The organism is Idiomarina abyssalis, from assembly GCF_019797805.1.
GTDB classification, from domain to species: domain Bacteria; phylum Pseudomonadota; class Gammaproteobacteria; order Enterobacterales; family Alteromonadaceae; genus Idiomarina; species Idiomarina abyssalis.
On record NZ_CP081832.1, the window covers coordinates 1403312 to 1430135 of the forward strand.

The following is a 26824-nucleotide window of genomic DNA, read 5'->3' on the forward strand; positions in this document are numbered from 1 at the left end:
CTAAAACATCTTCTAACTATCTATACCAAAATAACGCCGTAATTGATCACGTAAATTCGGTGGCGTCCCGTTTATTGTCAACGTATCAGTGGCTGCATCGTAATGCACTCTCTCACCTAAGGCTGTGTGGTCAAAGCCGACACTAACACCGCCCCCCTGCCCCTGAAACTTCACCAGCTTACGCAATGTCGACTTATCCGCCGGAAAATCATCAACTAATTCGCGTGAATTCTGTTCTGCAAAATCTTTAGAGAAGCTTTCAAAGCTTTTTTCTGCAGGATAGGCTTCTGCAAACTGCTCTGAGAGATCTTTAATTTTTACCGTATCGCCTTGCTTCCATTGGTCGTCACAGTATTCATAAGCGGCTTTGCTTAATGCTTGCCGTTGCTCATTCTCCAGCTCAGACTGCTTGGCATACTCTTGCACAGAATCAACCAGTTGTTGTGTATGAGCTTTTGAATTTAAGCGCTCGGTACAGCCTAAAAAGTCTAAAAAGAAATCGGAAACCTTACGTCCGGCACGACCTTTAATAAAAGAAATGTATCTTTCGCTTTCAGGCGCCGTTTTCCATTCGGTTAAATCAATTCGTGCCGCTAACTGTACCTTTGTAATATCAAGTTGAGACGAGCGGTCAACAGCTAAGTCAGGGTTAATTGTGACCCCTTCCTTTACCGGTAAGAAACACACCAATAAATATTCAGTACTAATGTGCTGGTAACGAGTAACCAACAGGAAACCCGCTTCCAATAAGTTATAGTTTTGCAGCTCTTCTAAAAGTAACTTGGCAGACTGCTGACTGAATTCAACAAAGTCCAGTTGCCCGTCATACCAGGAGGTTAACTGCTCGGGGAAAGGCCCCGGCTCGCCCTCTTCGCCTTCTTTTATAAAACTGGCATAACCTTTTGCAGGTTTGCTGGTATAGACATCCGTTAACTCAACTAATAAGTCATGTAACTGGTCATCTTCCGTTAACGCTGAGGGAGCCAGTCGCAAGCCGACCTGCCCGTCATTTTGGTAAAACTGGTGAATAATGCTTTCTTCTATCCGCAATTGCATAACGGGGACTATCCTTGCTGTTTTGCTGTGTTACTATACCGACATTGTAACACGGGACTGACGAACGATGGGAAAGTACCAACGTAGAGATAAAATTGCCCGATTAATAAGCTGGGGACATTGGTTTACCTTTGCCAATATCATTCTTTGCTTATTTATTGGCCTTTTATATATTGAGGCGGCTCCCAAGCCATCCAGTGCTATTGGCAACCTCTATATGCTGGTTAGCTGGGTTGGCCACTTTGCATTTTTGCCCTTCGTTTTCTTTATCATTCTGATATTTCCATTCTGTCTGGTTGTCCCATACTCAAAGATACTTAGAGGTTTTGCCGCTTTAATCACCTCGTTCGGCCTGATAGCACTTATCGCCGATGCATTATTTTTCCGTCAATACGGTTATCATTTAAATACCTATTCTCTGGCGCAAATGACCCGGGACGCCGAGGCCGTGTTCACCGGAGCCAGTTTCGTTATCATTTCTGCCATTTTACTTGGCTTCCTGCTTATTGTCGGTATTCAGCTTCTGCTCGCTAATTTAGCCTGGAAGCGTCTCGATGATCTGCAAAACCGTAAAATTGGTGCACCGGTTACAGCGGTTTTTGTTCTATGCTTTTTTGTTAGTCACAGCGTTCATGTGTGGGCTGATGCGGTGCTTTACGACCCCATTACGCAACAAGACGACATGTTCCCCTTGTCCTACCCGACAACGGCAAAAACCTTAATGGCGAAACACGGGGTAATAGACGTTGAAAGTTATCAGGCCAGACAGCAAATGCTCATGGCGACTGATCAGATCAAACTAAAATACCCTCAGCAGCCCCTGCTGTGTTCAAAAACCGACACACAGCAGTCAACCACTCTTGTACTCTTCGACCGGGCAAGTTCCGACATACAGCAGGTATTAGAGACTCTGGCAGCTAAACACCGGCTGGAGAAACCCAAGCTGCAATTGCTGGCACACCCTAACCGCGAAGGTGGTCTGTTTCAGGTTCTGTATGGTCTACCGGACTTTTATCAGGAATCTATTGAGCGTCAGCAACTCACTCCGGCGTATCTCAAGCCGCTGAATGACTTTAACTTTGATATTCGCTGGTATCATAGTCAGAACTGGGAAGATTCGCTTAGCCTGAGCCAGTTCAACAGTGATTGGCACAGCCAAAATCTCACAGAGTTTTCGGCCCGTAGTCAAAATCAACTGAATGTTGTTCTAATGACCGAAAGCGATATTTCAGCACTAGACAAAGTACTTCAGCAAACGGCAGGCCATCAGTTGCTGATAACATCCTTATCACCCGCACAAAGTGAAGAGTTGTTAGGGAATAAGCAGTTTGCACTTGAGAATATGCAAGTACCGCTTTGGCAGCGTGACTATCAACTGGCTGATCAACCGATTGCCGGGCTAATGGACATTGTACCAACCATGCTGGAAAACCGAATTTCCTGCGCCGGCTCTCATAAAAACTATACAAACGGCGAAAGCCTGCAAACACTTAAACGCCGCTGGCCTTTAGTTGAAACCTACAGCCCTTACATTGTTATCTACGATGAAAAAGAGATTACGATTCTGGATAACAGCGGTCAGTTTAGCGTATACAGCAGCGACAAATTTGAATTGAAAAAACAAGCCGAGCCACCAGTTCCTGTGCTGATTGACGCACTTAAAGACTTGAAGCGCTTTAGCAAAACGGAAGAAACCAATTAATTGATGAAAATAGCAGCAGTTGACTGCCCTAAACCGCGTTCGTGCTTGCTAATTCAGACCAATACAGTAACATAGCACTCCTCGGTCGGCGTGTAGCGCAGCCTGGTAGCGCACTGTCATGGGGTGTCAGGGGTCGGAGGTTCAAATCCTCTCACGCCGACCAATTCTTCCTACTTTTATCAAACTCTTTTTAATTCCAGTCGGCAGGCAAGCTCAATTGCTCTTCTATTTCGGTTGTTACTCTCCAGTAACCTCCTCTGGCAGAACCTTTTCGAACTAACAGGCCCTGATCTTTCAGTTTTGAAATGTGTTTTTCCACCGCCCGCGAAGAAATATTCAACACCTCTGCCACTCTGGCCGCGCTCCAGTCAGGTTGTTCATTAAGTAGTCTAAGAACCATATTTCTTGTATTTACACCAGAATAAGCTCGCTTCTCCGAACCATTAACCGAACAAAACAACGAACTTTTAACCGAACCTTCGGCTTGCTGGAGAGTTAAAGCATTAGCGGCATTACTCTCTTTTTTAGCAGTCGCTTTAGCTGTCTCGGATTTAACTGTGCGGGAAATTGTCTGCTGCATACAGCTCAGAACGAATTCAACCATCGGCACCTTGTCATTCTCTGCAATTGATCGTCTTAAGCAGTCAAGGTACTCATCTTTATTGGCTTTAAATGTCTCTTCAAAACTCAGCCATGCAACGGCCGGATGCCAGTCCGCAAGAATAAGGCTAAACCAGAGCCTCCCGATACAACCATTTGCCACAGAAAAAGGCTGGATAAACTCAAATTGCTGCAAAAATATCGCCGCTTTAAGCAATGGATGTTCGTCGCTTTGCTGCAGCCAGTTAAGCAGATCTCTGACCGACTTTCGGGCTTGCCCGGCCGGCGCAGTCATATGTACAAGTTTATTATTCTGATAAACGCCCATTCCGGTAGCACGATAGCTACCAGCACTTGGAGTGACACCTGCACAAACTAACTGATGAGCATTCTTTAAGTCAGCCTCTGAAGAAAAGCTCCACTGCGCCAACTGCGTATAAGCTTCATTTAAACGAATGTTCTGCAACAATTGTGATTGTTCTTCAATGCCGACCGAAGCAAATACTTTCAACGGCATTTGTTGAGACTGAAACTCTGCTAAGTCGCTACCCTCTGACTCTAACAAAGCCAGCCATCGTCCAAATTCAGTACTAATTTGCGCCACTAGGTTAACGCATCGACTGGTAATCAAATAATCTGGTGTTGCCATTATTCTTTTAGTAACCCAAGAGGTTACTCTCCGTTATTTGTTCTAATATTTGTATTATTCTGGTCGATACAACATCTATCAGCTTAACGCATATAATTGCGGTCGGGTAACTATTTGAGGTTCTCATGAATTTACAGAATAAACTCACTCTCAGCATGGCAATTGCGTTAACCACGTTACTTGTCATCGCTCTGGGAATATCAACCTTCATGATGCGCTCTTTAATTGAAGAGCGCGTAACCAAACAAGAACTCCCGGCCACACTGGGTGAAATTAGAGGGGAAGTTGGCCAATTAATAGCGACTCCAATGTTAATTTCCCAGGAACTGGCTAATAACCAGTATTTAATTGACGCATTAAAGAATGGTGAGTCGCAAACCGATCAAAACGAAATTGTTAGCTACCTTAACCGCATTTACCAGCAGAGAAATGCCGTGGCAGCATTTACAGTCAGCGCCGAAAGTAACAACTATTACACCGCAGAAGGTCTATTTAAAACCGTTTCAGCTAACGAAGAAAGAGACCAGTGGTTTTTCGACTTTGTAGAAAGTAATACCGAGCAAGAACTTAATTTTGATGTTGATGAACAGTCTGGAATTCCCACTGTTTTTGTCAACGTTCGTATTCAGGATAACGGGCGCACTCTTGGCGTCGGTGGTATAGGGCAAAGCCTCGAAGCACTGCAAAATGCCATTGCCGATTTTAATGTGGGAGAAAACGGTATTGCTTACCTGGTAGATGCTGAGGGACGTATTCAAATTCACCCTAGCATTAGTGATTTTCGACAGCTGTCATCGGAAGTCGGCAATAAAGTCGCGAATAAATTAATGAGTAATAATGAAGTAGAAATTGATTACACCAGCCAAAGCGGCGATGACCTCATTGTAGCCAGTACCAACCTGCCTAACAGTGACTGGCGAATTGTCATTGAACTGCCGGAAGATGAACTTTATTCAGGCCTGAACAATACCATTACGGCAATTGTTTTTATCAGTTTAGTCATTGGACTGGGCTTTGTAATTGCCAGTTGGTTTTATGCCCGCCGTATTGTTCGTCCTATTAAATATGTCGCTAATAGCCTCAACAGAATGTCCAATGAAGGCGGTGACTTGACTCAGCGTTTAGATATAGAGAGTAATGACGAGGTCGGTGACCTGGCGAAAGGCTTTAATGCTTTTATAGCCAACTTAGGCAGTATTATTACCCACGTTCGAAATACAGCCTACGAAGTTAATGAAAAAGTACAAACTATTGATAAGTCCATGCTGCAAATTGATGGTTTGTCTTCTGAACAGGAAAACAAAACCGACCAAGTTGCGGTGGCTATGAACGAAATGGAAACCACTGTCAGGGAAATAGCTGAAAACGCAAACCAGACGGCCAATCATGCCAGTGAGTCGCGAACGACCACCTCGCAGAATCAGGAGCAGTTGCAACTGGCCGTGGAGACCATGCAGGAACTATCAACTTCCATGCAAAGTGCCGCAAGCTCAGTTGAGCAGCTCGCCGATGAAGTAGCCAGCATTGTTACAGTGATTGATACAATTCAGGGTATTTCCGAACAGACCAATTTGCTGGCATTAAATGCAGCCATTGAATCAGCGCGCGCTGGTGAGGCGGGACGAGGCTTTGCTGTCGTCGCTGACGAGGTTCGTACCCTGTCTCAACGCACCAGCCAGTCAACCGAAGAAATACGGGAAAAAATTTCACGACTGCAAAAAGGGTCTAAGTCCGCCGTTTCAGCTATGGAAACCAACCGAACCCAGGCAGATAGCACCAGCGAGCGTATTCTGAACGCGAATCAAAAACTTAATGAGTTAGTTGTGCTCATACAGGAAACCGCAGATATGAGCACACAGATTGCCACCGCAACGGAAGAGCAGGCATCGGTCAGTCAGGACGTCGCTAAGAACATTCAGGCAATTGCCGATTTCTCCAGTCAGGTTTCAACGGCGGTTAAAGGCAGTCACAACGAGTGTGATCAAATGTCTGCACTCGCAGATAGCCTGCGCAACCAACTGGAGCAGTTTAAAACGTAATATCAGCAAATACCGATTGCAGCCGTGCTACCTCCCCATCATTCAGAGGTTGCATTGGCTGCTTCCCCCATATCGGAGCCGGCCAGGCAACATCCGTTTGAAAACGTGCAATGTGGTGCACATGCAACTGCGGAACCACATTGCCTAGCGCCGCAACATTCAGCTTGTCCGGTTGGTATTCTGCTTTTAACCAATGGCACAAAAAACGACTTTCTCTTAACAATTGCAGTTGGTCGTCTTCACTTAAATCAATTACTTCGCGCACATCGGCCACTTTCGGCACTAGCAAAAACCAGGGAAACTGTCCGTCATCCATTACCCTGACTTCACATAATGGCCAGTCAGCTAAATGGTAACTGTCTCTGGCTAATTCCGGAGCTATTGTGAATGACATAAAACCACCCTTATTTTTTAAAGTGTTTGAAGAAACCGTTTAAACAGTGCGTTAGTCTGCTGCAGGCTGTCAACTAAACGATGGTCGTCATCAACGACGTGCAACTGCGAGTGAGTTCTTTTAGCGTAGCGCCAACTGTTTTCTACCGGGACAATATCATCGTTCCAGCCGTGGACAATTTCCGTTACGCAAGTTGGCGTTATTTTGTCAAAGTCGGCTTCACCACCTAAATAAAAGGCCGGCGCCATTAAAAACAAGCCTTTGCAATCAGGTGCTTCTGCTGCAACAGTCGCGACATAGCCTCCCATACTCGAACCAACGAGCACAAAAGGCTCTGGTATAGAGCGAATAGCTTGCTTCAAAGTGTCCACACGTTGGTCTGGATTATCAATGCCCTGATAATCAATACTGCTCACTTCCATTCCCAAAGTTTCAGCTGTTTTTGCTAATACTTTGATCTTAGTCCCCCAGGGACCGCTTTCTTTACCGTGATTAAAAATAACCTGCATTTAACAATTGCCTATTTTTCGATGCTTAGATAAATTGGAATGAACGTTAATTATTTGGTAACAAAGTTAACCCATATCATGACAGTAAAATTAGACAGCGTGAAACTGTTAATTTGTTTCTTATTATTGAGCGGCAGTGCAATTGCTCAAGAAGATGAGCTGTCCGCGCCCTTGATTTTTGGCGTCAATGAGTCTCCCCCCTTTCATATTACGCAGGGAGACCAAGTGAATAGCGGTTTTTGTGATGTTTTGGTTGAAACCATCAAGGCCGAACTGCCCGATACTGATCAGGTTATTCGTAAAATGCCACATGGTCGAATCCGAACCATTATGAAACGCGAAGGCAGCATGTGCTTTCCCTGCATGATAAACCGTACCAGCTACAACCCTAACTACTACTTTAGCAAAACCACACATTTGTACGCTCCTCACGGCATTATTACCCGCGCTTCTCTGGCTAAAGACATTACAGAGAGATACGGCAACCCTGTGTCACTTGAAAAGCTACTAGCCGAGTCTGAATTGCGTTTCGCTCAACCTGTTGGCCGCCGTTACGGTGATATTCAACACCTTATTGATGAGCATTTGGTGGGTACCAAACACCATAAACAAGTATATGGCGAACTTGCGTTATACAATTTACTTGCCATGATCCTTATTAACAGAGTTGATTTTACCATCGACTACGAAATGATGATTCAGTCATACCAACGGAACGCGGGAGCTCAAAAGAGTAAGGAAGCTCTTAGCTTTATTCCAATAAAAGAATATGAAGGCAAAGTCATTAGAGGAGCTGTCGGTTGCAGTAATAACAAATGGGGTAAGAACGCAACTCAATTGATTGATAAGGCCATTAATGACATCCGTCGTAATAAGGATTTTCAACAAAGCCTTGATTACTGGTTGGGTACGGACAGGCCTAAGTTAAACGAGCTAACAACCAAATGAGGGTAGACTCTATGAGTTTTCAAAAGCTAGTAACTGCTCTTTTTTTTACCCTGTTGCTTTGTCAAAACAGTCACGCTGCGTATGAAGAAGATATTATATGGGGAGTAAATTCATCGCCTCCTTTTCATATTTTTTATGGCGAATATAAAGACCTTGGCTTTTGTGACGCCTTAGTTACAGCGTTTCAGCGTCAACTCCCTGAGCTGTCCCACAAAATACGTAAGTTACCATCCCGTCGAATTACCATGCTCATGAGAAAGAATAAAAACCTGTGCTTTCCCTGCCTAATTAAAAAAACAAACTACAACTCGGAGTTTAGTTACACCGAAACAACTCATCTCTATCAGCCTCATGGCATTATTACTCGTGCATCCATCGCTTCTCGAATTATAAAAAACTATGGCCAGCCCGTTGTATTTTCACAGTTAGTGAAAGATCCGGATTTACGCTTTGCACAGCCCACTGAAAGGCGATACGGCCGATTACAGGCTGTTCTTGAAGAGCACCTGATTGATTCAGATAACTTTAGTTTCATTAGCGGCGATAATGCAAATGTTAACCTATTAACGATGATCGTGAACGAGCGAATCGACTACACCATCGATTACAGCAGCATTATGACCTACTACAATGAAACTCAAAGTAAACGAAGTGAATTAGTATTCTTGCCAATCGCCGAGTACGACAATGAATTCATAGAAGGTGCAGTTGGTTGCAGCAATAATGAATGGGGCCGCAAGGCTGTCAACCAACTCAATCGAGTTATTCCTCAGATAAAAACCGACCCGGACTTCCAACGCGCTCTGGATAAGTGGATGGGAAGTAACCGCCCCAGAACAAACTAAGCGAAACGGTTTTCTAAATACTGGTTAATATCGTCAGATTCGTACATCCACTGTACTTTATCACCCTCTTCAATTCGCAGGCATGGCACTTTAACGCGTCCGCCACCATTCAATAACGCATTGCGATACTCATCGTTATTCTTTGCGTCTCGTAACTCAATGTTCAAATTAAGACGGGCTATTTCTTTGCGAACTTTCACACAAAACGGACACGCAGCAAACTGATACAAGGCAAGTGACTTGCACGCTTCGTCAACTTGCTTTTGCTCTTGTTCTGAGCGTTCTTTTCCCTTTGGCGTTGTTAATTTTTCAACCAATAACACTATGGGTGTCAAAACAAGTCGCAAACCCCGGAAAAAGTAACGAATAATAATTCTCATAAATACAACCAAATAGCTTGTTTAAGATGGCTCTATTCTAACGCGTTTAAAGCATCAGCGGCAATTTCAAAGGAGCGTAACCGGGCGTCATGATCAAACACATGACTGGTAAGAATAATTTCATCTATTCCGGTATCGTCAATAAACTGTTGCAGGTGTCGCTGAACCGTTTCCTTGGTACCTACTGCTGTATAAGTTAACGCATGGTTCGCGCCTGCCAGCTCATGCGGAGCCGCGACCGCTCTTATATCATCCACGGGGGCTTTTAGAGGACCCGGCATACCACGACGTAACGCAATAAACTGCTGTTGCATAGAACTCATCATTTTACGTGCTTCACTTTCATCATCTGCCGCAAAGACATTCATTGCCGCAGCCACGTAAGGTTTACTGAGGTAACGTGACGGTCGGAAATTATCACGGTAAGCTTTTAATGCATGTTGTAGATAATCTGGTGCAAAATGCGATGCAAAGGCGTATGGCAGACCTAAATGCGCCGCGAGCTGAGCACCAAATGTGCTTGAACCTAACAACCATACCGGAATTTTCTGTTGAAACCCGGGAACCGCTTTAATCGCATCGCTTTCCTGGGCTTCTTCCAAATACCCCAATAGCTCCTGGACATCGTTCGGGAACTGCTCGGCATCGTCCGGCTTACGCCTTAGCGCTCGTAAAGTACGACCGTCTGTTCCAGGTGCTCTGCCCAGACCAATATCCACACGGCCAGGGTACAACGCATCCAGCGTACCAAACTGTTCAGCCACCACAAAAGGTGCATGGTTAGGCAACATCACACCACCCGAGCCAATTCGAATTTTGTCGGTTTTACCAGCGACATAACCTAAAGCAACCGCGGTTGCGGCCGAAGCGATTCCGGTCATATTGTGATGCTCAGCCATCCAGAAGCGGTGGTATCCCCACCGCTCTGCATGCTGGGCTAAATCAGCAGAGTTACGCAATGATTCAGCCACTGACCCACCTTCCGTGACAGGCGCTAAATCAAGAACTGAATATTTCATAACAATTTACAGTTCTTGCTTGGTTGGACGAATGATCATTTCATTCACATCAACTTGCTGAGGTTGTTCAATAGCAAAAGTAATGGCACGAGCAATAGCAGCTGAATCAATTGCATCTGAATATAAATCGTCAGCCATTGCTTTCGCGTCTTTGTCGCTAATGTGGTCCGTCAGTTCTGTTGCTACAGCGCCGGGCGAAATATTCGTTGCACGAATTTCACCATTAGATTCCTGGCGAATGCCTTCAGAAATCGCTTTTACTGCAAACTTAGTTGCACAATATACCGTTCCGCCAGCAAAAACTTTCTGACCAGCAACCGATGATAAATTGATGATATGACCCACGTGCTGTTCACGCATGACCGGTAACACAGCGGCAACACCGTATAGAACACCTTTAATATTCACATCTATCATAGTGTCCCACTCGTCCACTTTCAGTGCATCGAGAGGCGCCAGCGGCATTAGTCCAGCGTTATTAATCAATACATCAATACGACCAAATTCAGCTTTAGTGTCATCTGCCAGTTTTTGAACTGCGACTTTGTCAGTCACATCAACTACTCGGTAAGCTGCCTGACCACCGTCCTTTTTAATTGACTCAGTCAATTCTTTTAAGCGATCTTCGCGGCGCGCCGCTAACATCAGTTTTGCGCCTTTTTTAGCAAGCATACGAGCTGTTTCTTCACCTAAACCACTGCTTGCCCCTGTAATAATCACAACTTTATCTTGTACTTCTGACATAGCTTTACCTCCGGTTGACGCTATTGGTCCACTGCCCCTAACTGCTTTAAAATCATGTTTTCAAAGCGCAGCAGCGGCAGCATAGAACGTTGTACTTTGGCCCGCAGCAATGCCCCCTGCCAACCAGACAGGATAAAAGCGCCCATCTGTTCAGTGTCGACATCCTGCTTAATTTGCTGTGTTTCTTGCGCCGCTTTTAAACAATGCGCAATACGCAACTCCCAGTCAGAAAAAATATCGTCTAACCGTTCACGGAAGAGCGGGCTCTGCGAGGCCAATTCCTGCCCCAGATTGCCTATCAGACAACCCTTGGAAAAATCACACGACTTCATATCTTCAACTGAACAACGCAAGTACGAACGTAACCGATCGACCGACTGTAAACTTTCGTTGCCCAGAGTTTCATTCATACGCGCTTCGTACTCTTCTGCGTATGTTTCAATGACCGCCAGACCAAAGTCGTTCTTACTTTTAAAGTAATGATAGAACGAGCCTTTTGGTACCTGCGCTTCACTCAAAATTTTGTTCAAACCGGTGCTGCCGAAACCATGAATTGAAATCAGGTCAGCACCTATGGTGATGATGTGTTGTCGTGTATCGTTTTTTTTCATGCTTTTAATATTAGACCAGTCGTCTAGAACTTTCAAGGCAAGTCATAAATAAGCCCTCATAGAGCTTCAGCTATAGGCTCTGGCCATACCCCACACTGAACTTTGGCAATATGATCGCTTTGCAGTATTTGCATCACCACGCGAGACTGACCTATTCCCCCACCAATAGTTAAAGGCAGCTCGCCAGCCAAAAGTGACTGGTGCCAGGCTAACTGAAGCTTTTCCTCCTGGCGTCTTAAACGTAACTGTCGTTTTAACGCCTGCTGATCAACGCGTATTCCCATAGAGGACAACTCCAATGCGTCATTCAACCCCGGATGCCAGACAATAATATCGCCATTTAACCCCGTACTGCCCTGCTCATTAACAGAGCTCCAGTCATCGTAGTCTGGCGCGCGCGCATCATGAGCATGACCATGACTCAGTTCACCACCAATACCGACCAAAAACACAGCGCCGTATTGTTTTACAATTTTGCGTTCTCTCTGTTTAGCCGTGAGCTCCGGATAGGCTTTCATTAACTCTTCCGTATGAACCACATGGATAGTTTCAGGCAGAACATTTTTAGCGTCATAGTTCTCAGCATACAGACGCTCCGTTTCACGCAAAGCCGAGTAAATTTTCTCAACTGTCTGGGTTAAAAAGTTCAATGAACGCTGCTCCTCTGTAATGACTTTTTCCCAGTCCCATTGATCAACATACACCGAATGCACTGAACTCAAAGCTTCCTCATCAGGCCGCAGTGCCTTCATCTGTGTAACGATGCCTTCGCCAGCACTAAAGCCATAGCGACCTAAAGTGTAACGTTTCCATTTTGCTAAGGAGTGAACCACTTCGTAGCTTTTGTCCGGCACGGCTTTAACCTTGACCGAAACGGCTTGCTCCCAACCTGAAAGATCATCCTGAATACCACTACCATGCTCACTCAGTAATGGCGACTGCACCTCAATAAGCCCCAGTTGACTTTGTAGTTGCTGGGTAAAGCCGCTTTTTACAAATTGGATTTTCTCCTGCTGTAACCTGTACTTTGATTTCATAAACACTCCGAATCGTTAAACAAAAGAACCAAAAACGATTCAATTAATACCTTTTTTACTTTTTTATTCAATATTGTTTAACAGAAATAGCTTTACCTAATAATTTCCGTTAATTTAAAGACACATTAATTATTGAAGCATTAATAAACGATGAAAAAATCAGCTGAAAATTATCAAATCGATGATCTGGACCGCTCAATACTTAACGCCTTAATGGAGGATGCGCGCACTCCTTATGCTGAGCTGGCCAAACGTTACAACGTCAGTCCGGCCACTATCCATGTTCGCGTTGAAAAGATGAAACGAGCCAAGATTATTGAAGGCACGCGTTTACAGGTTAATGCCAAACGCTTAGGCTACGATGTCTGTTGTTTCATCGGTATAACCTTAAAAAGCGCAGGTGACTACCCGGCAGCAATAGAGAAACTGGAAAAACTCGAAGAAGTTATTGAGGCTTACTACACCACCGGACAGTACAATGTTTTTATTAAGATCATGACACCGTCAATTAACCAGCTGCAGCACACGCTTATCAATCGAATTCAGGCTATTGATGAAATACAATCAACAGAAACGCTCATATCGTTACAGCAACCTATCAACAGAGACATACAGCCATGAGTCAGGACGTTAAATTAACTGAGTACAGTCACGGCGCCGGTTGTGGCTGCAAAATATCCCCACAAGTGCTATCGACCATATTACAAAGTAAGCTCGATATAGCACCCGACCCTAAACTGTTGGTGGGAAACAGCACCCGTGACGATGCCGCAGCTTATGACATGGGCAATGGCCAGGTTGTATTAAGTACCACCGACTTCTTTATGCCTATCTGTGATGACCCTTTCGACTTCGGCCGCATAGCTGCCACCAATGCCATTAGCGACATCTATGCCATGGGCGGTCAGCCCTTGATGGCTATCGCTATTTTCGGCTGGCCAATCAACAAACTGTCAGCGGAAGTCGCTCAACAGGTTATTGACGGTGGGAGACAAGCCTGCGCTGACGCGGGTATTATGCTGGCCGGCGGTCACAGCATTGATGCGCCAGAACCCATTTTTGGGTTAGCGGTAACGGGTCAGGTTGAGAAACCGAAACTCAAGCAAAACGATACGGCTCGCGAGGGAGATGTATTAATGCTGACTAAGCCTTTAGGGGTTGGCATTTTGACGACCGCGCAAAAACAGAAAAAACTGTTACCCGAACATAGCGGAATTGCGATTGAAACCATGTGCCAAATGAACAAAATTGGTCCTGTTTTGGCCGATATTAAGGGCGTGAACGCAATCACTGATGTTACCGGCTTTGGTTTGGCCGGACATTTAATCGAGATGTCCGAAGGTGCAGACCTCTATGCAAAAATTCAGTTCGACAAGATCCCGACACTGCCTCACGTACACGACTACCTGAGTCAGGGATGTGTCCCCGGCGGTAGCTCGCGAAATTTTGATAGCTACGGTCAACATATAAGCCCGGTGCCGGAGCACCAGCGTAACCTCTTATGTGACCCACAAACGTCTGGTGGCTTACTCATCAGCGTGGCAAAGGAAGACGTTGAAGTCGTTTATCAAACTTGTCGCGAGCATAATCAGCTAATACAGGTTATTGGTGAGCTTTATTCTGCGCAGTCAAAAACATACCGGGTGGTCGTCGAATAAATGACCGGTAAATGGATAACTCACTCACAATTCGACGAGCTGTTTATTAACGATACGCCGTTGCTTGATTTAAGGGCGCCTTCAGAATTTAAAAAAGGCGCTTTTAGCAAAGCCGTTAATTACCCGCTGATGACGGATGACGAACGGGCGAAAGTTGGCACTTGTTATAAACACCATGGCCAGAAAGCAGCAATTGAACTCGGCCATGCGCTGGTCAGCGGCGAGACTAAAAAACGTAGAGTGAATGTCTGGAAAGATTTTTTCAGTGCTCAACCTAAGGGTGTTATCTATTGCTTTCGCGGCGGTTTGCGCTCTGAAATAGTGCAACAATGGCTAATTGATGAAAACATACAACGCCCTCGTGTAAAAGGTGGTTACAAAGCTTTAAGACAGCATTTGATACAACGTACCGAGGAGCTTGTCTCGCAGTTTCACTGGATTGTAGTCAGTGGTCGCACCGGGTGCCAGAAAACCGAGTTTATTAAAGAAAAAGCCCACTCCATTGACTTAGAAGGTTTAGCGCATCACCGAGGTTCAGCGTTCGGCCGTTTTCCTGAACCTCAGCCGACCCAGATAGACTTTGAGAACCAGTTAGCTATTGAGCTTATTAAGTTAAAAGCACAAGGTGCAACGACCCTTTTCATTGAAGACGAAGGCAGCCATATAGGCTCGGTTTCTGTTCCCGAGTGCCTGCGTCTGGCAACTCAAAAAGCAGAGCGCTATCGTATTGAATCCACCGTTGAGCAACGTGTGGAAGTTATTTACCAGGAATACGTTGTTGAGGCGGAAAAACGTTACTCAGCAAGAGCGCAGTTTGAAAACTACCTGCTGGACAGTTTGGCCCGCACTCGCAAGCGATTGGGCGATCTCAGGTTTCGTCAACTTAGCGATACGTTGCAGCAGGCTCTGGGCAGCAACAGTAAAGAGCTGCACAAGCAATGGATAAAAGGACTACTGGTCGACTATTACGATCCCATGTACGACTATCAAATGAAAAAGAGATAAGCATCGCTAAAAATCTGCGACCTACCGAAAACAGCAGTTAATCTCCAACGCTTTTGTTATGGTGGAAAAATAATAACACCAAGGGGATCTATCTATGTTGAAGCGAATGTTAAGCCGTTTAACAGCGGCCGCATTGGTCATCGTTGCCCTGCCCTCTATGGCAGCAACAAAAGACCTTTCGTATTACCTACCACAGGATGTCAGTTACAACCCGGAAATTACTAAGCCAAAAGATGTTCTTGGTTACCAGGTTGGTGAGTGGCATGCACGTCCCGAACAAATCGTTAAGTATATGGAAGTTCTGGCCGAAGAGTCAGACCGTATTACACTGGAAGTTACCGGTCGTACGCATGAGCAACGTCCGTTATTGCTGCTTACGGTCACCTCAGAAGACAACCACGCCAATATTGACAATGTTCGCGAACGCCATTTAGCGGCAGCCGACCCTGACCGTGATGCTGATCCGGACAATACACCAGTAGTCATGTATATGGGTTACAGTATTCACGGCGATGAATCCAGTGGCAGTAACGCAGCGATATTATTCGCCTACTACCTTGCCGCTGCTGAAGGAGAAGCCGTTGACGAGCTTCTGAATGATTCTGTGATTCTGCTTGACCCCGCATTCAATCCTGATGGATTGGCGCGTTTTGCACAGTGGGCAAACCAGCACCGTAGCCAAAACCTGGTTGCCGATCCACAGCACCGTGAACACGTACAGCCGTTCACTCGTGGCCGGGTTAACCACTATTGGTTTGATATGAACCGTGACTGGTTGTTATTACAACACCCAGAGTCACGTGCACGAGTGGCTAACTTTCAAAAGTGGAAACCGAACGTTCTGACCGATTACCACGAAATGGGCACCAACAGCACCTATTTCTTCCAGCCTGGTATTCCGTCGCGCAAAAACCCGCTAACGCCGGATGAAAACGTTCGTTTAACAGAGATTCTAGCCGCAGAACACGCTGACTCTTTAGACGATATTGGCAGCCTTTATTACACCGAAGAATCGTTCGACGACTTTTATTACGGCAAAGGTTCAACCTATCCGGACATTCAGGGATCAGTCGGCATTTTATTTGAGCAGGCCTCCAGCCGAGGTCATTTGCAGGATTCGGTTAACGGTGAAGTCAGCTTCCCGTTTACTATCCGAAACCAGTTCGTAGCTTCGCTTAGCACCATTTATGGCACGCACAAGAACAAAAGTCGTTTTATAGAGTTTCAGGAACGGGCTTACGATGAAGGCCTTGAAGCCGCTAAAAAAGCGAACTTTGATGGTTACTTAATTGGTGACTCAAGTGACCCTTCACGCGTTGAAGGCTTGCTGGAAATTTTTAAGCAACACGATATTAAAGCTTACCGTGTCGAAAAAGACATTGAACAAAACGGTAAAGAGTTTAAAGCCGGAAGCAGTTACTACATACCACTGGCACAAGCGCAGTACGGTTTAATTCAGGGTATTTTCAGCACTCGTAAGAGCTTCCCTGACAATACCTTCTATGATGTATCTGGCTGGACGCTTCCGTTAGCCTTTAATGTGCCATTTGAAACACACCGTGGTCGCATCCAAATTGCTGACGCAGCCTGGGATGCTCCTGAGCGTAAGTCCTCGGCGCTTACCGACGCTTACGCCTACGCGTTTAACTGGGATGACTACCACGCTCCGGGTTTGCTCCAGGAGTTGTTAGAGCAGAATATTCACGTACGTCAAAGCACCAAGCCATTTACTGTCGAGGCTCAACAAGGTCGTCAGGAGTTTTCTCCCGGCTCTGTCATTGTGCCTAAGGCTTACCAGGAGCGTGACTGGCGAGATGTTCAGCGTCGCCTGGCAACTGCAGCAAAAGAAAAAGGCGTTCACGTCACTTCTATAGAAACCGGGTTGACCCCAGAAGGTATTGATTTAGGTAGCCGCAATATTCAGCCAGTAGAAGAGCCCAGCGTCATGATGCTGACTGGTGCTGGTGTAAACCTCTACGAAGCTGGCGAAACCTGGTACTACCTGGACCGTCATGTGGGCATTCCGCTTTCTATGATCGATACAGAGCGACTTTCACGCGCCGACCTAACTCGCTATAGCCATATCATTATGGTTGATGGGCGCTACGGTAACCTCGACAAAGCGTTACGCAAAAAGCTCAAGCAATGGGTTAGTCAGGGCGGCACAATAATTGGTCAACGTGGTGGTGCTGAATGGCTGGCAGAAAATAACCTTCTGCATACACGCTTCATCGAAGACTCCGTCTTTCAGGATGCCTTCGCTAAAGATCGTATGAGTTATGACGATCGCGATAGCTTCTATTCGGAACAACGAATTGCCGGTGCGATATTCTCCATGGAAGTCGACACGTCTCACCCACTCTTCTTTGGCTTCCCACGTGAGCAAATGCCGGTATTTAAGAACTCGGTTGCTGCCATGGAAGAGCCTGAGTCTCCTTTTGTCTCAGTAGCTCGTTATTCAGAACAACCATTAATGAGTGGCTACACTGATGAACGGAACCGGGAAATTCTGAAAGGAAAAACCAACATTGCCGCTCATCGCTATGGTAGTGGACAGGTTATTGGTTTTGCCGACAACATCAATTTCCGCGCCTACTTCTGGGGAACAGCGAAATTGCTGAGTAACGCTATTTACTTAGCGCCCCGCATTCAGGTTTACGCCGATAAGCTAGATGATAAAGCAGCAGCGGACGCAGCAGCAGAAGCTCACTAATCATCACTCCTGAAAAACTGAAAACTGCTAAGGTTTATACGCCTTAGCAGTTTTTTACATTTCTGAATACTAGTTATTCTCATAATCATGGTCTACCTTACTAATTGAAACTTCTCAAATAATTAGTGAGGTCACTATGTTACGTTGGGTTCTTATCTTTTTCGTCGTTGCAGTTATCGCAGCCATTTTAGGATTCGGTGGTATTGCTGGAGCAGCCGCTGAAATCGCTAAAATTATCTTCTTTATCTTCGTCGTTCTATTCGTAATTTCATTGGTTGTGCGCCTGCTTCAGGGGAACAAAAGGCTCTAAACGCTTTAAGCTTCTATAGATATTAGACATTGGTCGTATGCCATCGGTTATTGAATCTACGCTACAATAACCGATGGTACTTTACGTTATCTGTCTAACACCACAACAATGAGGCTTTGCCATGAACGCAATCGTAATGATGGTTCTGGGTTTAGGCGCTATGTTTCTCGGTTATGTTTTTTACTCAAAATTCATTGCTGAGAAAATCTTTAAGCTTGATCCAAACTTCAGAACACCAGCTCATGAATTAGAAGACGGCGTTGACTTCGTCCCTACCAATAAATATGTTCTTTGGGGTCACCACTTTACATCTGTAGCCGGCGCAGCGCCTATTATCGGCCCTGCTATCGCCGTTATTTGGGGCTGGGTTCCCGCCTTCCTATGGGTCATTTTCGGAACCATATTTTTTGCTGGCGTACATGATGCAGGTGCTATTTGGGCAAGCAACCGTAATAAAGCAAAGTCTATTGGTAATTTAACCGGCGACGTTGTCGGAAAACGCTCTCAAACCTTATTTATGATCGTGATATTCCTCGTGTTGTTGATGGTTAATGCCGTTTTCGCCACAGCAATATCAGGTCTGCTCATCAAGTTCTCGAGTTCTGTAGTTCCTGTTTGGGGAGCGATTTTCGTTGCACTTATTATCGGTCAGATAATCTTCCGTAAATGGATGGGTCTTGGTGCCATATCGATCATTGGTGTTTTGGCACTATATGCACTTATTTGGGCCGGTCCATCTTTCCCACTTCAGTTACCTGAAACCGTTATGGGAATCAGTGATAACGCCCAATGGGTACTTATCCTGTTTGGTTACGCTGCTATCGCCTCATTGTTACCTGTTTGGGTATTATTGCAGCCTCGTGATTATATTAATGGCCTGCAGTTATTTATTGGTCTTATTCTGCTTTACGGTGCAACTTTACTGCTCGCCCCGGAAATATCAGCTCCGGCCTTTAACAGCAACACCCCGGAAGGCACTCCTTCCATGGTGCCATTGTTGTTCGTCACCATAGCCTGTGGTGCTATTTCTGGTTTCCACGGGCTGGTAGCTTCAGGAACAACGTCCAAACAGCTCGATAAAGAAACCGATGCCCGCTTTGTTGGTTACTTTGGTGCTATTGGTGAGGGTTCTCTTTCGTTGGCAACCATTATTGCTGCGACAGCAGGTTTTGCTACGTTAGCCGACTGGGAAGCCGTCTATTCTTCCTTCGGTCAGGGCGGTGTAGCAGCTTTCGTTGAAGGTGGTGCCAATATCATTAGTCAGGGTCTGGGTCTGGACGTAGGTATTTCCGAGACTTTACTGACTGTCATGGCGGTGCTGTTCGCCGGTACGACCATGGATACCGGTCTGCGCTTACAACGTTATATTTTTCAGGAATGGGGCAACCTGTATAACATCAACTGGATGCAGAAAGCCCTTCCGGCAACTCTGTTAGCTGCAGGTAGCTGCTTATTACTGGCATTTGGTGCCGGTGGAGCGGACGGTACAGGGGGGTTAGTCATCTGGCCTCTGTTCGGTACCACAAACCAGTTACTGGCCGGTTTAACTTTATTGGTCATTACTGTCATGCTGGTACGCTTGGGTCGTCCTATGTACTACACCCTGTTACCCTTAATTTTCTTACTGATCATGACCGTATTCGCGCTTATCGTTCAGCTTAAAGGCTTCTACGATAGTGGCGACTGGTTCTTAATGGGTCTGGATTTAGTGGTACTGGTTGCGGCTATCTGGATTGCCCTTGAGGCCAGTGCCGGATTATCTAAAATCCGTAAAGAACAAAAGGCTCAGAAACAAGAATAAACAGGAGTAAGTAGCATGAACATTCAGTCCGTGCGCCGTTGGTTTAGTCGTGCAAGCGACTTAGCAAACGAGTTTTATAATGCGCCCTATCGCTCTGCTATTGCCCGTGCAAAGCGTGATGAAGACGACTTGTTCATGCTACTGGTTTTTTCTGAAATGATGGGCGTGCCGAACCCGGCCGCCTATTATACGCTGGAGCTACAACCACTAATGTTGGAACGCTTCCACGAGTGGCATCAACGCATGGGGATGGAACACTCACCTCTTGATCACTTCCGTTGCTGCTAATTTATAACCCGACCAGATACAGGGTTCATTTCTCATGTTGTTAAGCGATAAAAAAGTTTTGTTGATTGGCGGTAAAGGCGGCGTTGGTAAAACAACGGTTTCTTCTGCGCTGGCGGTGCTGGCGGCTCGTCATGGCAAAAAGGTTTTGCTGGTCTCAACTGACCCCGCCCACAGTCTGGCTGATGTTTTTGATCAGCAAATCGGTGATCACAAAACGGTTGTACGCGAAAATTTAACCGCATTAGAAATCGATCCTGACCACGAAGTAAAGGCACATATCGAGCGTGTCAGTTCACAGATGAAGCGCTTTACTAACCCTGATCTTTTTCCTGAAATTGAACGGCAGATGCGCTTAACACAGCAGTCGCCCGGAGCACAGGAAGCCGCTTTGCTGGAGAGAATTTGTGCCGTTATTGATGAGGCAGAAAAAGATTACGACTTACTCATTTTCGACACAGCCCCCACTGGCCATACATTACGCTTGCTAACTTTACCCGAAGCAATGGCAGCCTGGACTCAGGGCATGCTGCGTTCACAAAAGCGCTCTGAAAACTTAGATTCGGTATTGGATCATTTATCCCCTAAAGCGGGTAAAGACATTAATAACCCCATGTCCGATCCTAAAGACAACGCCAGCGATGGTATGACCGACCGCACTCGTGCAATTACCGAACAGTTGTTAAATCGGCAACGCTTGTTCCAGCGAACCCGCCGATTATTACAAGATGAAAATTACACCTCTATTTTCTTTGTTTTAACTCCCGAGCGGCTTCCTATTCAGGAAACGGACCGGGCGCTGCAGTCTCTAACCACTGAGAAGTTGCCTGTTGGCGGCGTTATCATTAACCGCATTTTGCCTGAACAAGCTGACGGAAGCTTTCTTGCAAAACGACGCACACAAGAAAAGTCTTATTTAGAAGACATAGCAAAGCGTTTTAACGCCTGGCCAAGTTACTCTCTTTATTTATTAGAGGAAGACATTCAGGGAGTCGCTGCTCTGGAAGCGTTTGCAGATAACCTGGAACAAGCCGGCTTTTCTTCTTAACTGCCACTTTTTTGTCATCGCTTTCTCTTATAATACGTATACAGTGTCATCATTGTTACTAAGGAGAGCACTATGCGCGCTGTAGGATATAAAAAATCACTTCCTGTAGAAGACTCAAACTCATTACTGGACATTACGGTTGATGACCCAAAGCCAGAGGAAAACGACTTACTCGTTAAAGTAAAAGCTATTGCAGTTAACCCCGTCGATACAAAAATTCGAATGCGAATGGCACCTGAATCCGGCCATAAAATTATAGGCTGGGACGCTGTTGGTGAAGTTATATCAATGGGTAATAAAGTGACAGGTTTTGAACCAGGAGACAGAGTCTGGTACGCAGGTGATTTAACCCGTCCAGGTTGCAATGCTCAAATGCAGGTTGTTGATCACAGAATTGTCGGAAAGGCACCTGAAAACCTCGACGACTGTCAGGCAGCAGCCCTGCCTTTAACCAGCATTACCGCTTGGGAAGTACTTTTCGATCGGTTGCAAATTGATAAACCCTCTACTCACGCAAAGAGGACTTTATTGGTCATTGGCGGTGCAGGTGGTGTTGGCTCCATCTTAATTCAACTGGCCGCTCAATTGACCGATGCTACGATTATTGCCACAGCCTCACGCGCCGAGTCTCAGCAATGGGTGAAAGCCTTAGGCGCAGACCATGTTATTAATCATTACGACGATTTAGCCGAACAAATTGAAAGCACGGGTTCAGATCCGGTAACGGATGTTGCCTGCCTGACGCATAGCGAGCAATATTTTACTCAGTGCATGAAGTTTATGGCGCCTCAAGGACGCTTTTGCTTAATAGATGATCCTGCTGAAAATATTGATATTACATTAATGAAGCAAAAGAGCATCAGTCTTCACTGGGAGTTTATGTTTACCCGGTCTATGTTCAATACTGACGACATGATAAAGCAACAGGAGTTACTTAACCGTATTTCTGAAATGGTCGAAAAAGGTCAAATACGATCAACACTTGGTAAAACCTTTGGCGAAATGAATGCAGAGAACCTTCGCAAAGCACATGAAGCAGTTGAAAGTCAGAAAACCATAGGAAAAATTGCATTAACTGTTGCCGAATAGTTTTACAAACATACATGAATGTATGTATAATTCCGGAATGCTAATAAATTTATAGGCCAGAGGTAGGTTTAATGAACACGCGTTTTAGGTTTGTCCCAGTTTTAGCAACGGGTATCCTGTTAACAGGAGCACTAGCCGCTTGCAGTGACCAACAGCAGCAACAGCAACAAGGCCAACAGCAAGCGGCCCAAGTAGAAGTGGTTACAATAACCCCTGAATCATTGAATCTAAGCGTTGATCTACCGGGTAGGACTGCCGCCTACCGCGTAGCACAGGTTCGGCCTCAGGTCAGTGGTGTCTTGCTTGATCGAACCTTTGAGGAAGGTACTTTTGTCGAAAAAGGACAACAGCTCTATCAAATTGATCCCGCCGTTTACGAAGCAGAATTAGCCAGTGCTGAAGCCGAGATTGAGAGTGCTAAAGCCGTATTACGCAGCTCTGAGCTACGTTATAAACGTTTTCAGGAACTCCTCAATGAAAACGCCGTTAGCAGAGATGAATTTGATAGTGCAGAAGCCACTTTCTATCAAAATAAAGCGGCGGTTTCTTTAGCTGAAGCTCAGTTGAAGAATGCCCGTATTAATCTTGAATACACGAAAGTAAACGCCCCTATCAGTGGGATTATCGGTCGTTCAAACTTTACTGAAGGGGCATTGTTAACCGCCTCACAAGCCGACCCTCTGGTTACTATTAACCAACTAGACCCAATCTACGTCGATATTAATCAGTCCAGTAAACAGTTTATGAAATTACAGGCTGACATTAAGTCGGGTCGTATTCAGGCCAACGACAAAGGAAACGCTCCAGTTCGGTTAAAATTGAATGGTCTCGATTACGACCAAAAAGGCGAATTACTCTTCTCAGAAGTTAGCGTTGACGAAGACACCGGTGCCATTTTACTTCGTGCGGTATTCCCTAACCCGGATAAGACGCTCTACCCTGGTATGTTCGTGCGCGCTGAAGTCAGCGAAGGCAGCATAAGTGACGCCATTCAGGTACCGCAAAAAGCCGTTACCCGAGACCCACGTGGACGCCCTTATGTCATGCTGGTTAATGACGACAATACTGTCGAACAGCGAATGATTACAACGGAACGTGCCATCGACAACAAATGGCTGATCTCTGATGGCCTGAAAGAAGGAGACACTGTGGTCATCTCAGGCTTACAAAAGATTCGTCCTGGCGATGAAGTCACTATCGATTCGTCCAACTCTGAACAGCAGCAGTAAGGGAAGTCAGTAATGGCCAAGTTTTTTATTAATCGCCCGATATTTGCATGGGTTATCGCACTGCTGACAATGATGGCCGGTGCCATCGCTATGATACAGCTGCCTATAGCTCAGTATCCAACCATTGCTCCGCCTGCTGTCGAGATTCAGGTGAGCTACCCTGGTGCTAACGCTGAAACGGTGTCTAACACAGTTACCAAAGTGATCGAACAGAACATGACAGGTATCGATAACCTGCTTTACTTCTCTTCACAAAGCAACTTTGGTAATGCAAGTATCAGCCTGACTTTTGCGTCAGGAACAGATCCGGATATTGCTCAGGTTCAGGTTCAGAATAAGCTGTCACAGGCAACTCCACAACTACCTCAGGAAGTACAAGCTCAGGGCATTACTGTCAGTAAATCCAGCAGTTCGTTCCTGATGGTTGCGGCGCTTGTTGCGACCGATGACCGCTACACACAAACCGACTTAAGTGACTATATTGCCTCGAATATTCAGGACCCTATAGCCCGTACAACCGGCGTTGGCAATGTTCAGTTATTTGGTGCGCCTTATGCTATGCGTATTTGGGTCGACCCTTCTGCGTTAGTTAATTACGGCATGACCATGGCCGATATAAAAGACGCTATCCGAGCACAAAATGCTCAGGTTGCGGCAGGTGAATTAGGCGGAACCCCGGCTGTTGACGGCCAACGTCTTAATTCGACAATTATTGCCCAAACCAGAATGTCTGACGCAGATCAATTTGAAAACATCACCTTAAAGGTTTTACCTGACGGTTCTCAGGTACGTCTAAAAGATGTTGCAGAGGTCGAAAAAGGTGCTGAAAACTACTCCATTAAAGCAAATTACAACGGAAAGCCTGCCACGGGTCTCGCTATAAACTTGCAGACTGGTGCTAACGCGTTAGAAACTGCCGATGCTGTTAAAGCCCGCATGGACGAACTTGAACAGTTTTTCCCGGATGGAATGGAATTAGTCACGGCTTATGACACTACACCCTTTATTAAGATTTCAATTTCAGAAGTTGCGCAGGTACTAATAGAAGCGATCATTCTGGTCTTCCTGTTAATGTTCGTTTTCCTGCAGAATTTACGGGCAACCCTAATTCCGACGCTGGCAATTCCAGTTGTTATTCTGGGCACTATGGGTGTCATGTCTTTGGCTGGCTTCTCAATTAACACCCTGACCATGTTCGGTATGGTACTTTCCATCGGTTTATTGGTTGATGATGCCATCGTCGTTGTTGAAAACGTTGAACGTTTAATGTCTGAAGAAGGTTTATCACCCAAACAGGCAACAATAAAATCGATGGGGCAAATTACCGGCGCACTGGTTGCCATCGGTGTGGTAATGGCAGCGGTATTCGCCCCCATGGCCTTCTTCCCGGGATCCACGGGTGCTGTTTACCGACAGTTCTCATTGACCATTATTACCTCTATGGGTCTATCGGTTCTTGTGGCGATAATTTTCTCACCGGCACTGTGCGCTACTTTGCTTAAACCGGTTAAGCATGACAAAAACAGTGGCTGGGGACCGCTTGGATGGTTCAACCGTACCCTTGAGAAATGGACCGTCAAGTATACAAACTCCATTCATTCAATTTTACGCCGCACCATTCGCTTTGGCTTGCTGTATTTGGGTATTATTGGCGTGCTTGCCTACCTCTTTACTCAACTGCCATCATCTTTCTTACCAGACGAAGACCGTGGCGTATTTCTGACCCAAATGCAGTTACCGGTTGGTTCTACCATAGAACAATCGGTCAACACTATGGACAAAATTGAAGACTACTACCTGAACCAGGAAGATGCAGTGCAGTCCGTCTTCTCCGTTGTTGGGTTTAGTTTCTCAGGACGCAGTCAGGCTAACGGTATCGCTTTTGTTCGCTTAAAAGACTGGGATGAGCGTGACGAAAGCCAGAGCGTTGAAGCTGTTATTGGACGAGCTTTTGGTTTCTTTGCGACCATTAAAGAAGCCATGGTCTTTGCCTTTAACCTGCCACCAATTCCGGAACTCGGCGTTTCCAGCGGTTTTAACTTGTTCTTGCAAGACCGGGGGAACCTGGGTCATGCCGGTTTGCTCGAAGCCCGTAACCAATTACTGGGTATGGCCGGACAAAACGATAAACTGGTTCAGGTACGCCCGAACGGACTTGAAGACGCTCCACAGCTGAGAATTGATATCGATTTTGAAAAAGCTCAGGCACAGGGGCTAACTATCGCAAGTATCAACGACACCTTGAGCACTGCCTGGGGCTCATCCTATGTGAATGACTTTATTGACCGGGGAAGGGTCAAAAAAGTGTACCTTCAGGGCGAAGCTGAATCTCGTATGCTGCCGCAGGATATTAACGACTGGTACGTACGAAATAACCAGGGCGACATGGTGCCATTCAGCTCCTTCTCCAGTTGGGAATGGACTTATGGTCCACAGCGAGTGGAGAGCTATAACGGCGTTTCTGCAATGGAGATCCAGGGGCAAGCTGCTCCGGGCGTTAGCACCGGTGAAGCGATGCTTGAAATGGAGCGAATGATCGAGCAACTGCCGCCGGGAATAGGCTTTGAGTGGACAGGTATTTCACTGCAAGAACGTCAATCCGGTGATTTCGCCCCAATTCTTTATAGCGTATCCCTGATTGTCGTATTCCTTTTCCTTGCGGCGCTTTACGAGAGTTGGTCGATACCTTTCTCTGTCATGCTCGTTGTACCTTTGGGAATTTTAGGCGCTGTTATCGCCGTCATGCTGCGGGGTATTTCTAACGATGTCTATTTCCAGGTTGGTCTGCTAACCACTGTTGGTGTATCGGCACGGAACGCGATACTCATCGTGGAGTTTGCCAAAGACTTACAGGAACAGGGCAAGGAGCTGTTAGAAGCTACTCTTGAAGCCGTGCGTTTACGTCTGCGCCCTATTCTTATGACATCTCTGGCCTTCGTATTCGGTGTTATGCCTCTGGCACTAAGTGATGGTGCCGGTGCTGCAAGCCGTAATGCCATCGGAACCAGTGTTATCGGCGGTATGATAGGCGGTACTGTGCTGGCAATCTTCTTTGTTCCACTGTTCTTTTATGTGGTACGACGAATTTTCCCGCCCAAACAACCTGAAGAGTAACAGAAACAAAAAAACCGGAGTTTGAACTCCGGTTTTTTT

Annotated in this window: 24 protein-coding genes and 1 tRNA gene; 16 read left to right on the forward strand and 9 right to left on the reverse strand. The window is 45.9% G+C overall.

Annotation, left to right across the window (positions count from 1 at the left end; translation table 11 throughout):
• Positions 1 to 12: 12 nt before the first annotated feature.
• The gene (gene yejK, locus K5X84_RS06630) at positions 13 to 1056 is read right to left on the reverse strand and encodes a nucleoid-associated protein YejK (RefSeq protein ID WP_054487883.1); all 1044 of its coding nucleotides are present in this window, start codon (positions 1054 to 1056) and stop codon (positions 13 to 15) included.
• A 67-nt stretch (positions 1057 to 1123) separates the two neighbouring features.
• Between yejK and K5X84_RS06635 the strand changes: the two genes are divergently transcribed.
• Together K5X84_RS06635 and K5X84_RS06640 are read left to right on the forward strand one after the other, a co-directional pair.
• The gene (locus K5X84_RS06635; RefSeq protein WP_222235389.1) at positions 1124 to 2758 is read left to right on the forward strand and encodes a DUF3413 domain-containing protein; all 1635 of its coding nucleotides are present in this window, start codon (positions 1124 to 1126) and stop codon (positions 2756 to 2758) included.
• An 86-nt stretch (positions 2759 to 2844) separates the two neighbouring features.
• Positions 2845 to 2921 (forward strand) — tRNA-Pro (locus tag K5X84_RS06640).
• Positions 2922 to 2948: 27 nt separating this feature from the next.
• On the opposite strand, the gene K5X84_RS06645 is transcribed toward K5X84_RS06640, so the two are convergent.
• Positions 2949 to 4007, reverse strand: coding sequence for a Fic family protein (locus K5X84_RS06645; protein WP_222235390.1), 1059 nt, complete (start codon positions 4005 to 4007; stop codon positions 2949 to 2951).
• A gap of 125 nt (positions 4008 to 4132) precedes the next feature.
• Between K5X84_RS06645 and K5X84_RS06650 the strand changes: the two genes are divergently transcribed.
• Positions 4133 to 6046 (forward strand): methyl-accepting chemotaxis protein, encoded by a 1914-nt coding sequence (locus tag K5X84_RS06650; protein WP_222235391.1) that lies wholly within the window; start codon positions 4133 to 4135, stop codon positions 6044 to 6046.
• Here the strand turns inward: K5X84_RS06650 and K5X84_RS06655 are convergent.
• Together K5X84_RS06655 and K5X84_RS06660 are read right to left on the reverse strand one after the other, a co-directional pair.
• Entirely contained in the window at positions 6036 to 6440 is a 405-nt protein-coding gene (locus K5X84_RS06655) for an HIT domain-containing protein (RefSeq protein ID WP_222235392.1), read from the reverse strand. The genes K5X84_RS06650 and K5X84_RS06655 overlap by 11 nt on opposite strands.
• A gap of 17 nt (positions 6441 to 6457) precedes the next feature.
• Entirely contained in the window at positions 6458 to 6949 is a 492-nt protein-coding gene (locus K5X84_RS06660; RefSeq protein WP_054487896.1) for an alpha/beta fold hydrolase, read from the reverse strand.
• Positions 6950 to 7027: 78 nt separating this feature from the next.
• On the opposite strand from K5X84_RS06660, the gene K5X84_RS06665 reads away from it, so the two are divergent.
• On the forward strand, positions 7028 to 7897 hold the full coding sequence (locus K5X84_RS06665) for a hypothetical protein (protein ID WP_222235393.1): 870 nt from the start codon (positions 7028 to 7030) through the stop codon (positions 7895 to 7897).
• An 11-nt stretch (positions 7898 to 7908) separates the two neighbouring features.
• A complete protein-coding gene (locus K5X84_RS06670; RefSeq protein WP_054487900.1) occupies positions 7909 to 8742 on the forward strand; it encodes a TIGR02285 family protein in 834 nt (277 codons plus the stop codon).
• On the opposite strand, the gene K5X84_RS06675 is transcribed toward K5X84_RS06670, so the two are convergent.
• Genes K5X84_RS06675 through asnA form a run of 5 tightly spaced genes read right to left on the reverse strand, consistent with a single transcriptional unit; the run spans position 8739 to position 12533 of the window.
• Positions 8739 to 9122 (reverse strand): glutaredoxin family protein, encoded by a 384-nt coding sequence (locus tag K5X84_RS06675; RefSeq protein WP_222235394.1) that lies wholly within the window; start codon positions 9120 to 9122, stop codon positions 8739 to 8741. The two genes, K5X84_RS06670 and K5X84_RS06675, sit on opposite strands and share 4 nt — an antisense overlap.
• Positions 9123 to 9154: 32 nt before the next feature.
• Positions 9155 to 10141, reverse strand: coding sequence for an LLM class flavin-dependent oxidoreductase (locus tag K5X84_RS06680; protein ID WP_222235395.1), 987 nt, complete (start codon positions 10139 to 10141; stop codon positions 9155 to 9157).
• A 6-nt stretch (positions 10142 to 10147) separates the two neighbouring features.
• Complete coding sequence (locus K5X84_RS06685) at positions 10148 to 10885, reverse strand: SDR family oxidoreductase (RefSeq protein WP_222235396.1); 738 nt, start codon at positions 10883 to 10885, stop codon at positions 10148 to 10150.
• A gap of 20 nt (positions 10886 to 10905) precedes the next feature.
• Complete coding sequence (locus K5X84_RS06690) at positions 10906 to 11496, reverse strand: TetR/AcrR family transcriptional regulator (RefSeq protein ID WP_222235397.1); 591 nt, start codon at positions 11494 to 11496, stop codon at positions 10906 to 10908.
• A 56-nt stretch (positions 11497 to 11552) separates the two neighbouring features.
• Positions 11553 to 12533, reverse strand: coding sequence for an aspartate--ammonia ligase (gene asnA / locus K5X84_RS06695; protein ID WP_222235398.1), 981 nt, complete (start codon positions 12531 to 12533; stop codon positions 11553 to 11555).
• A 150-nt stretch (positions 12534 to 12683) separates the two neighbouring features.
• Between asnA and asnC the strand changes: the two genes are divergently transcribed.
• The 11 genes from asnC to K5X84_RS06750 all read left to right on the forward strand — a co-directional run bounded on the left by asnC (position 12684) and on the right by K5X84_RS06750 (position 26785).
• Positions 12684 to 13154 carry a transcriptional regulator AsnC gene (asnC, locus tag K5X84_RS06700; protein ID WP_222235399.1) on the forward strand — a complete coding sequence of 157 codons (471 nt, stop codon included), beginning with the start codon at positions 12684 to 12686 and terminating at the stop codon, positions 13152 to 13154.
• Entirely contained in the window at positions 13151 to 14191 is a 1041-nt protein-coding gene (gene selD, locus K5X84_RS06705; RefSeq protein ID WP_222235400.1) for a selenide, water dikinase SelD, read from the forward strand. Before asnC ends, selD begins: the two co-directional genes overlap by 4 nt.
• Positions 14192 to 15196, forward strand: a complete 1005-nt coding sequence (gene mnmH, locus K5X84_RS06710; protein ID WP_222235401.1) for a tRNA 2-selenouridine(34) synthase MnmH — start codon at positions 14192 to 14194, stop codon at positions 15194 to 15196.
• Between the two features lie 94 nt (positions 15197 to 15290).
• Positions 15291 to 17909, forward strand: coding sequence for a M14 metallopeptidase family protein (locus K5X84_RS06715; RefSeq protein ID WP_222235402.1), 2619 nt, complete (start codon positions 15291 to 15293; stop codon positions 17907 to 17909).
• 136 nt (positions 17910 to 18045) lie between these two features.
• Positions 18046 to 18219, forward strand: a complete 174-nt coding sequence (locus tag K5X84_RS06720) for a DUF1328 domain-containing protein (protein ID WP_074930764.1) — start codon at positions 18046 to 18048, stop codon at positions 18217 to 18219.
• A 121-nt stretch (positions 18220 to 18340) separates the two neighbouring features.
• The gene (locus K5X84_RS06725; protein WP_199493727.1) at positions 18341 to 20020 is read left to right on the forward strand and encodes a carbon starvation CstA family protein; all 1680 of its coding nucleotides are present in this window, start codon (positions 18341 to 18343) and stop codon (positions 20018 to 20020) included.
• Between the two features lie 15 nt (positions 20021 to 20035).
• On the forward strand, positions 20036 to 20308 hold the full coding sequence (locus K5X84_RS06730; RefSeq protein WP_011233950.1) for a cory-CC-star protein: 273 nt from the start codon (positions 20036 to 20038) through the stop codon (positions 20306 to 20308).
• Positions 20309 to 20342: 34 nt separating this feature from the next.
• On the forward strand, positions 20343 to 21353 hold the full coding sequence (locus K5X84_RS06735; RefSeq protein ID WP_199493726.1) for an ArsA family ATPase: 1011 nt from the start codon (positions 20343 to 20345) through the stop codon (positions 21351 to 21353).
• A 72-nt stretch (positions 21354 to 21425) separates the two neighbouring features.
• Complete coding sequence (locus tag K5X84_RS06740; protein ID WP_199493725.1) at positions 21426 to 22442, forward strand: zinc-binding alcohol dehydrogenase family protein; 1017 nt, start codon at positions 21426 to 21428, stop codon at positions 22440 to 22442.
• Positions 22443 to 22513: 71 nt separating this feature from the next.
• Positions 22514 to 23671: an efflux RND transporter periplasmic adaptor subunit gene (locus K5X84_RS06745; protein ID WP_222235403.1), complete on the forward strand. Its 1158-nt coding sequence runs from the start codon at positions 22514 to 22516 to the stop codon at positions 23669 to 23671.
• A 12-nt stretch (positions 23672 to 23683) separates the two neighbouring features.
• Positions 23684 to 26785 carry an efflux RND transporter permease subunit gene (locus K5X84_RS06750; RefSeq protein WP_199493723.1) on the forward strand — a complete coding sequence of 1034 codons (3102 nt, stop codon included), beginning with the start codon at positions 23684 to 23686 and terminating at the stop codon, positions 26783 to 26785.
• The last annotated feature ends 39 nt before the right edge of the window (positions 26786 to 26824 follow it).

Excerpts from the sequence above, each read along its gene's own strand:
- yejK (WP_054487883.1), bottom strand. The coding sequence starts at position 1,056 with ATGCAATTGCGGATAGAAGAAAGCATTATTCACCAGTTTTACCAAAAT.
- K5X84_RS06635 (WP_222235389.1), top strand. The coding sequence starts at position 1,124 with ATGGGAAAGTACCAACGTAGAGATAAAATTGCCCGATTAATAAGCTGG.
- K5X84_RS06645 (WP_222235390.1), bottom strand. The coding sequence starts at position 4,007 with ATGGCAACACCAGATTATTTGATTACCAGTCGATGCGTTAACCTAGTG.
- K5X84_RS06650 (WP_222235391.1), top strand. The coding sequence starts at position 4,133 with ATGAATTTACAGAATAAACTCACTCTCAGCATGGCAATTGCGTTAACC.
- K5X84_RS06655 (WP_222235392.1), bottom strand. The coding sequence starts at position 6,440 with ATGTCATTCACAATAGCTCCGGAATTAGCCAGAGACAGTTACCATTTA.
- K5X84_RS06660 (WP_054487896.1), bottom strand. The coding sequence starts at position 6,949 with ATGCAGGTTATTTTTAATCACGGTAAAGAAAGCGGTCCCTGGGGGACT.
- K5X84_RS06665 (WP_222235393.1), top strand. The coding sequence starts at position 7,028 with ATGACAGTAAAATTAGACAGCGTGAAACTGTTAATTTGTTTCTTATTA.
- K5X84_RS06670 (WP_054487900.1), top strand. The coding sequence starts at position 7,909 with ATGAGTTTTCAAAAGCTAGTAACTGCTCTTTTTTTTACCCTGTTGCTT.
- K5X84_RS06675 (WP_222235394.1), bottom strand. The coding sequence starts at position 9,122 with ATGAGAATTATTATTCGTTACTTTTTCCGGGGTTTGCGACTTGTTTTG.
- K5X84_RS06680 (WP_222235395.1), bottom strand. The coding sequence starts at position 10,141 with ATGAAATATTCAGTTCTTGATTTAGCGCCTGTCACGGAAGGTGGGTCA.
- K5X84_RS06685 (WP_222235396.1), bottom strand. The coding sequence starts at position 10,885 with ATGTCAGAAGTACAAGATAAAGTTGTGATTATTACAGGGGCAAGCAGT.
- K5X84_RS06690 (WP_222235397.1), bottom strand. The coding sequence starts at position 11,496 with ATGAAAAAAAACGATACACGACAACACATCATCACCATAGGTGCTGAC.
- asnA (WP_222235398.1), bottom strand. The coding sequence starts at position 12,533 with ATGAAATCAAAGTACAGGTTACAGCAGGAGAAAATCCAATTTGTAAAA.
- asnC (WP_222235399.1), top strand. The coding sequence starts at position 12,684 with ATGAAAAAATCAGCTGAAAATTATCAAATCGATGATCTGGACCGCTCA.
- selD (WP_222235400.1), top strand. The coding sequence starts at position 13,151 with ATGAGTCAGGACGTTAAATTAACTGAGTACAGTCACGGCGCCGGTTGT.
- mnmH (WP_222235401.1), top strand. The coding sequence starts at position 14,192 with ATGACCGGTAAATGGATAACTCACTCACAATTCGACGAGCTGTTTATT.
- K5X84_RS06715 (WP_222235402.1), top strand. The coding sequence starts at position 15,291 with ATGTTGAAGCGAATGTTAAGCCGTTTAACAGCGGCCGCATTGGTCATC.
- K5X84_RS06720 (WP_074930764.1), top strand. The coding sequence starts at position 18,046 with ATGTTACGTTGGGTTCTTATCTTTTTCGTCGTTGCAGTTATCGCAGCC.
- K5X84_RS06725 (WP_199493727.1), top strand. The coding sequence starts at position 18,341 with ATGAACGCAATCGTAATGATGGTTCTGGGTTTAGGCGCTATGTTTCTC.
- K5X84_RS06730 (WP_011233950.1), top strand. The coding sequence starts at position 20,036 with ATGAACATTCAGTCCGTGCGCCGTTGGTTTAGTCGTGCAAGCGACTTA.
- K5X84_RS06735 (WP_199493726.1), top strand. The coding sequence starts at position 20,343 with ATGTTGTTAAGCGATAAAAAAGTTTTGTTGATTGGCGGTAAAGGCGGC.
- K5X84_RS06740 (WP_199493725.1), top strand. The coding sequence starts at position 21,426 with ATGCGCGCTGTAGGATATAAAAAATCACTTCCTGTAGAAGACTCAAAC.
- K5X84_RS06745 (WP_222235403.1), top strand. The coding sequence starts at position 22,514 with ATGAACACGCGTTTTAGGTTTGTCCCAGTTTTAGCAACGGGTATCCTG.
- K5X84_RS06750 (WP_199493723.1), top strand. The coding sequence starts at position 23,684 with ATGGCCAAGTTTTTTATTAATCGCCCGATATTTGCATGGGTTATCGCA.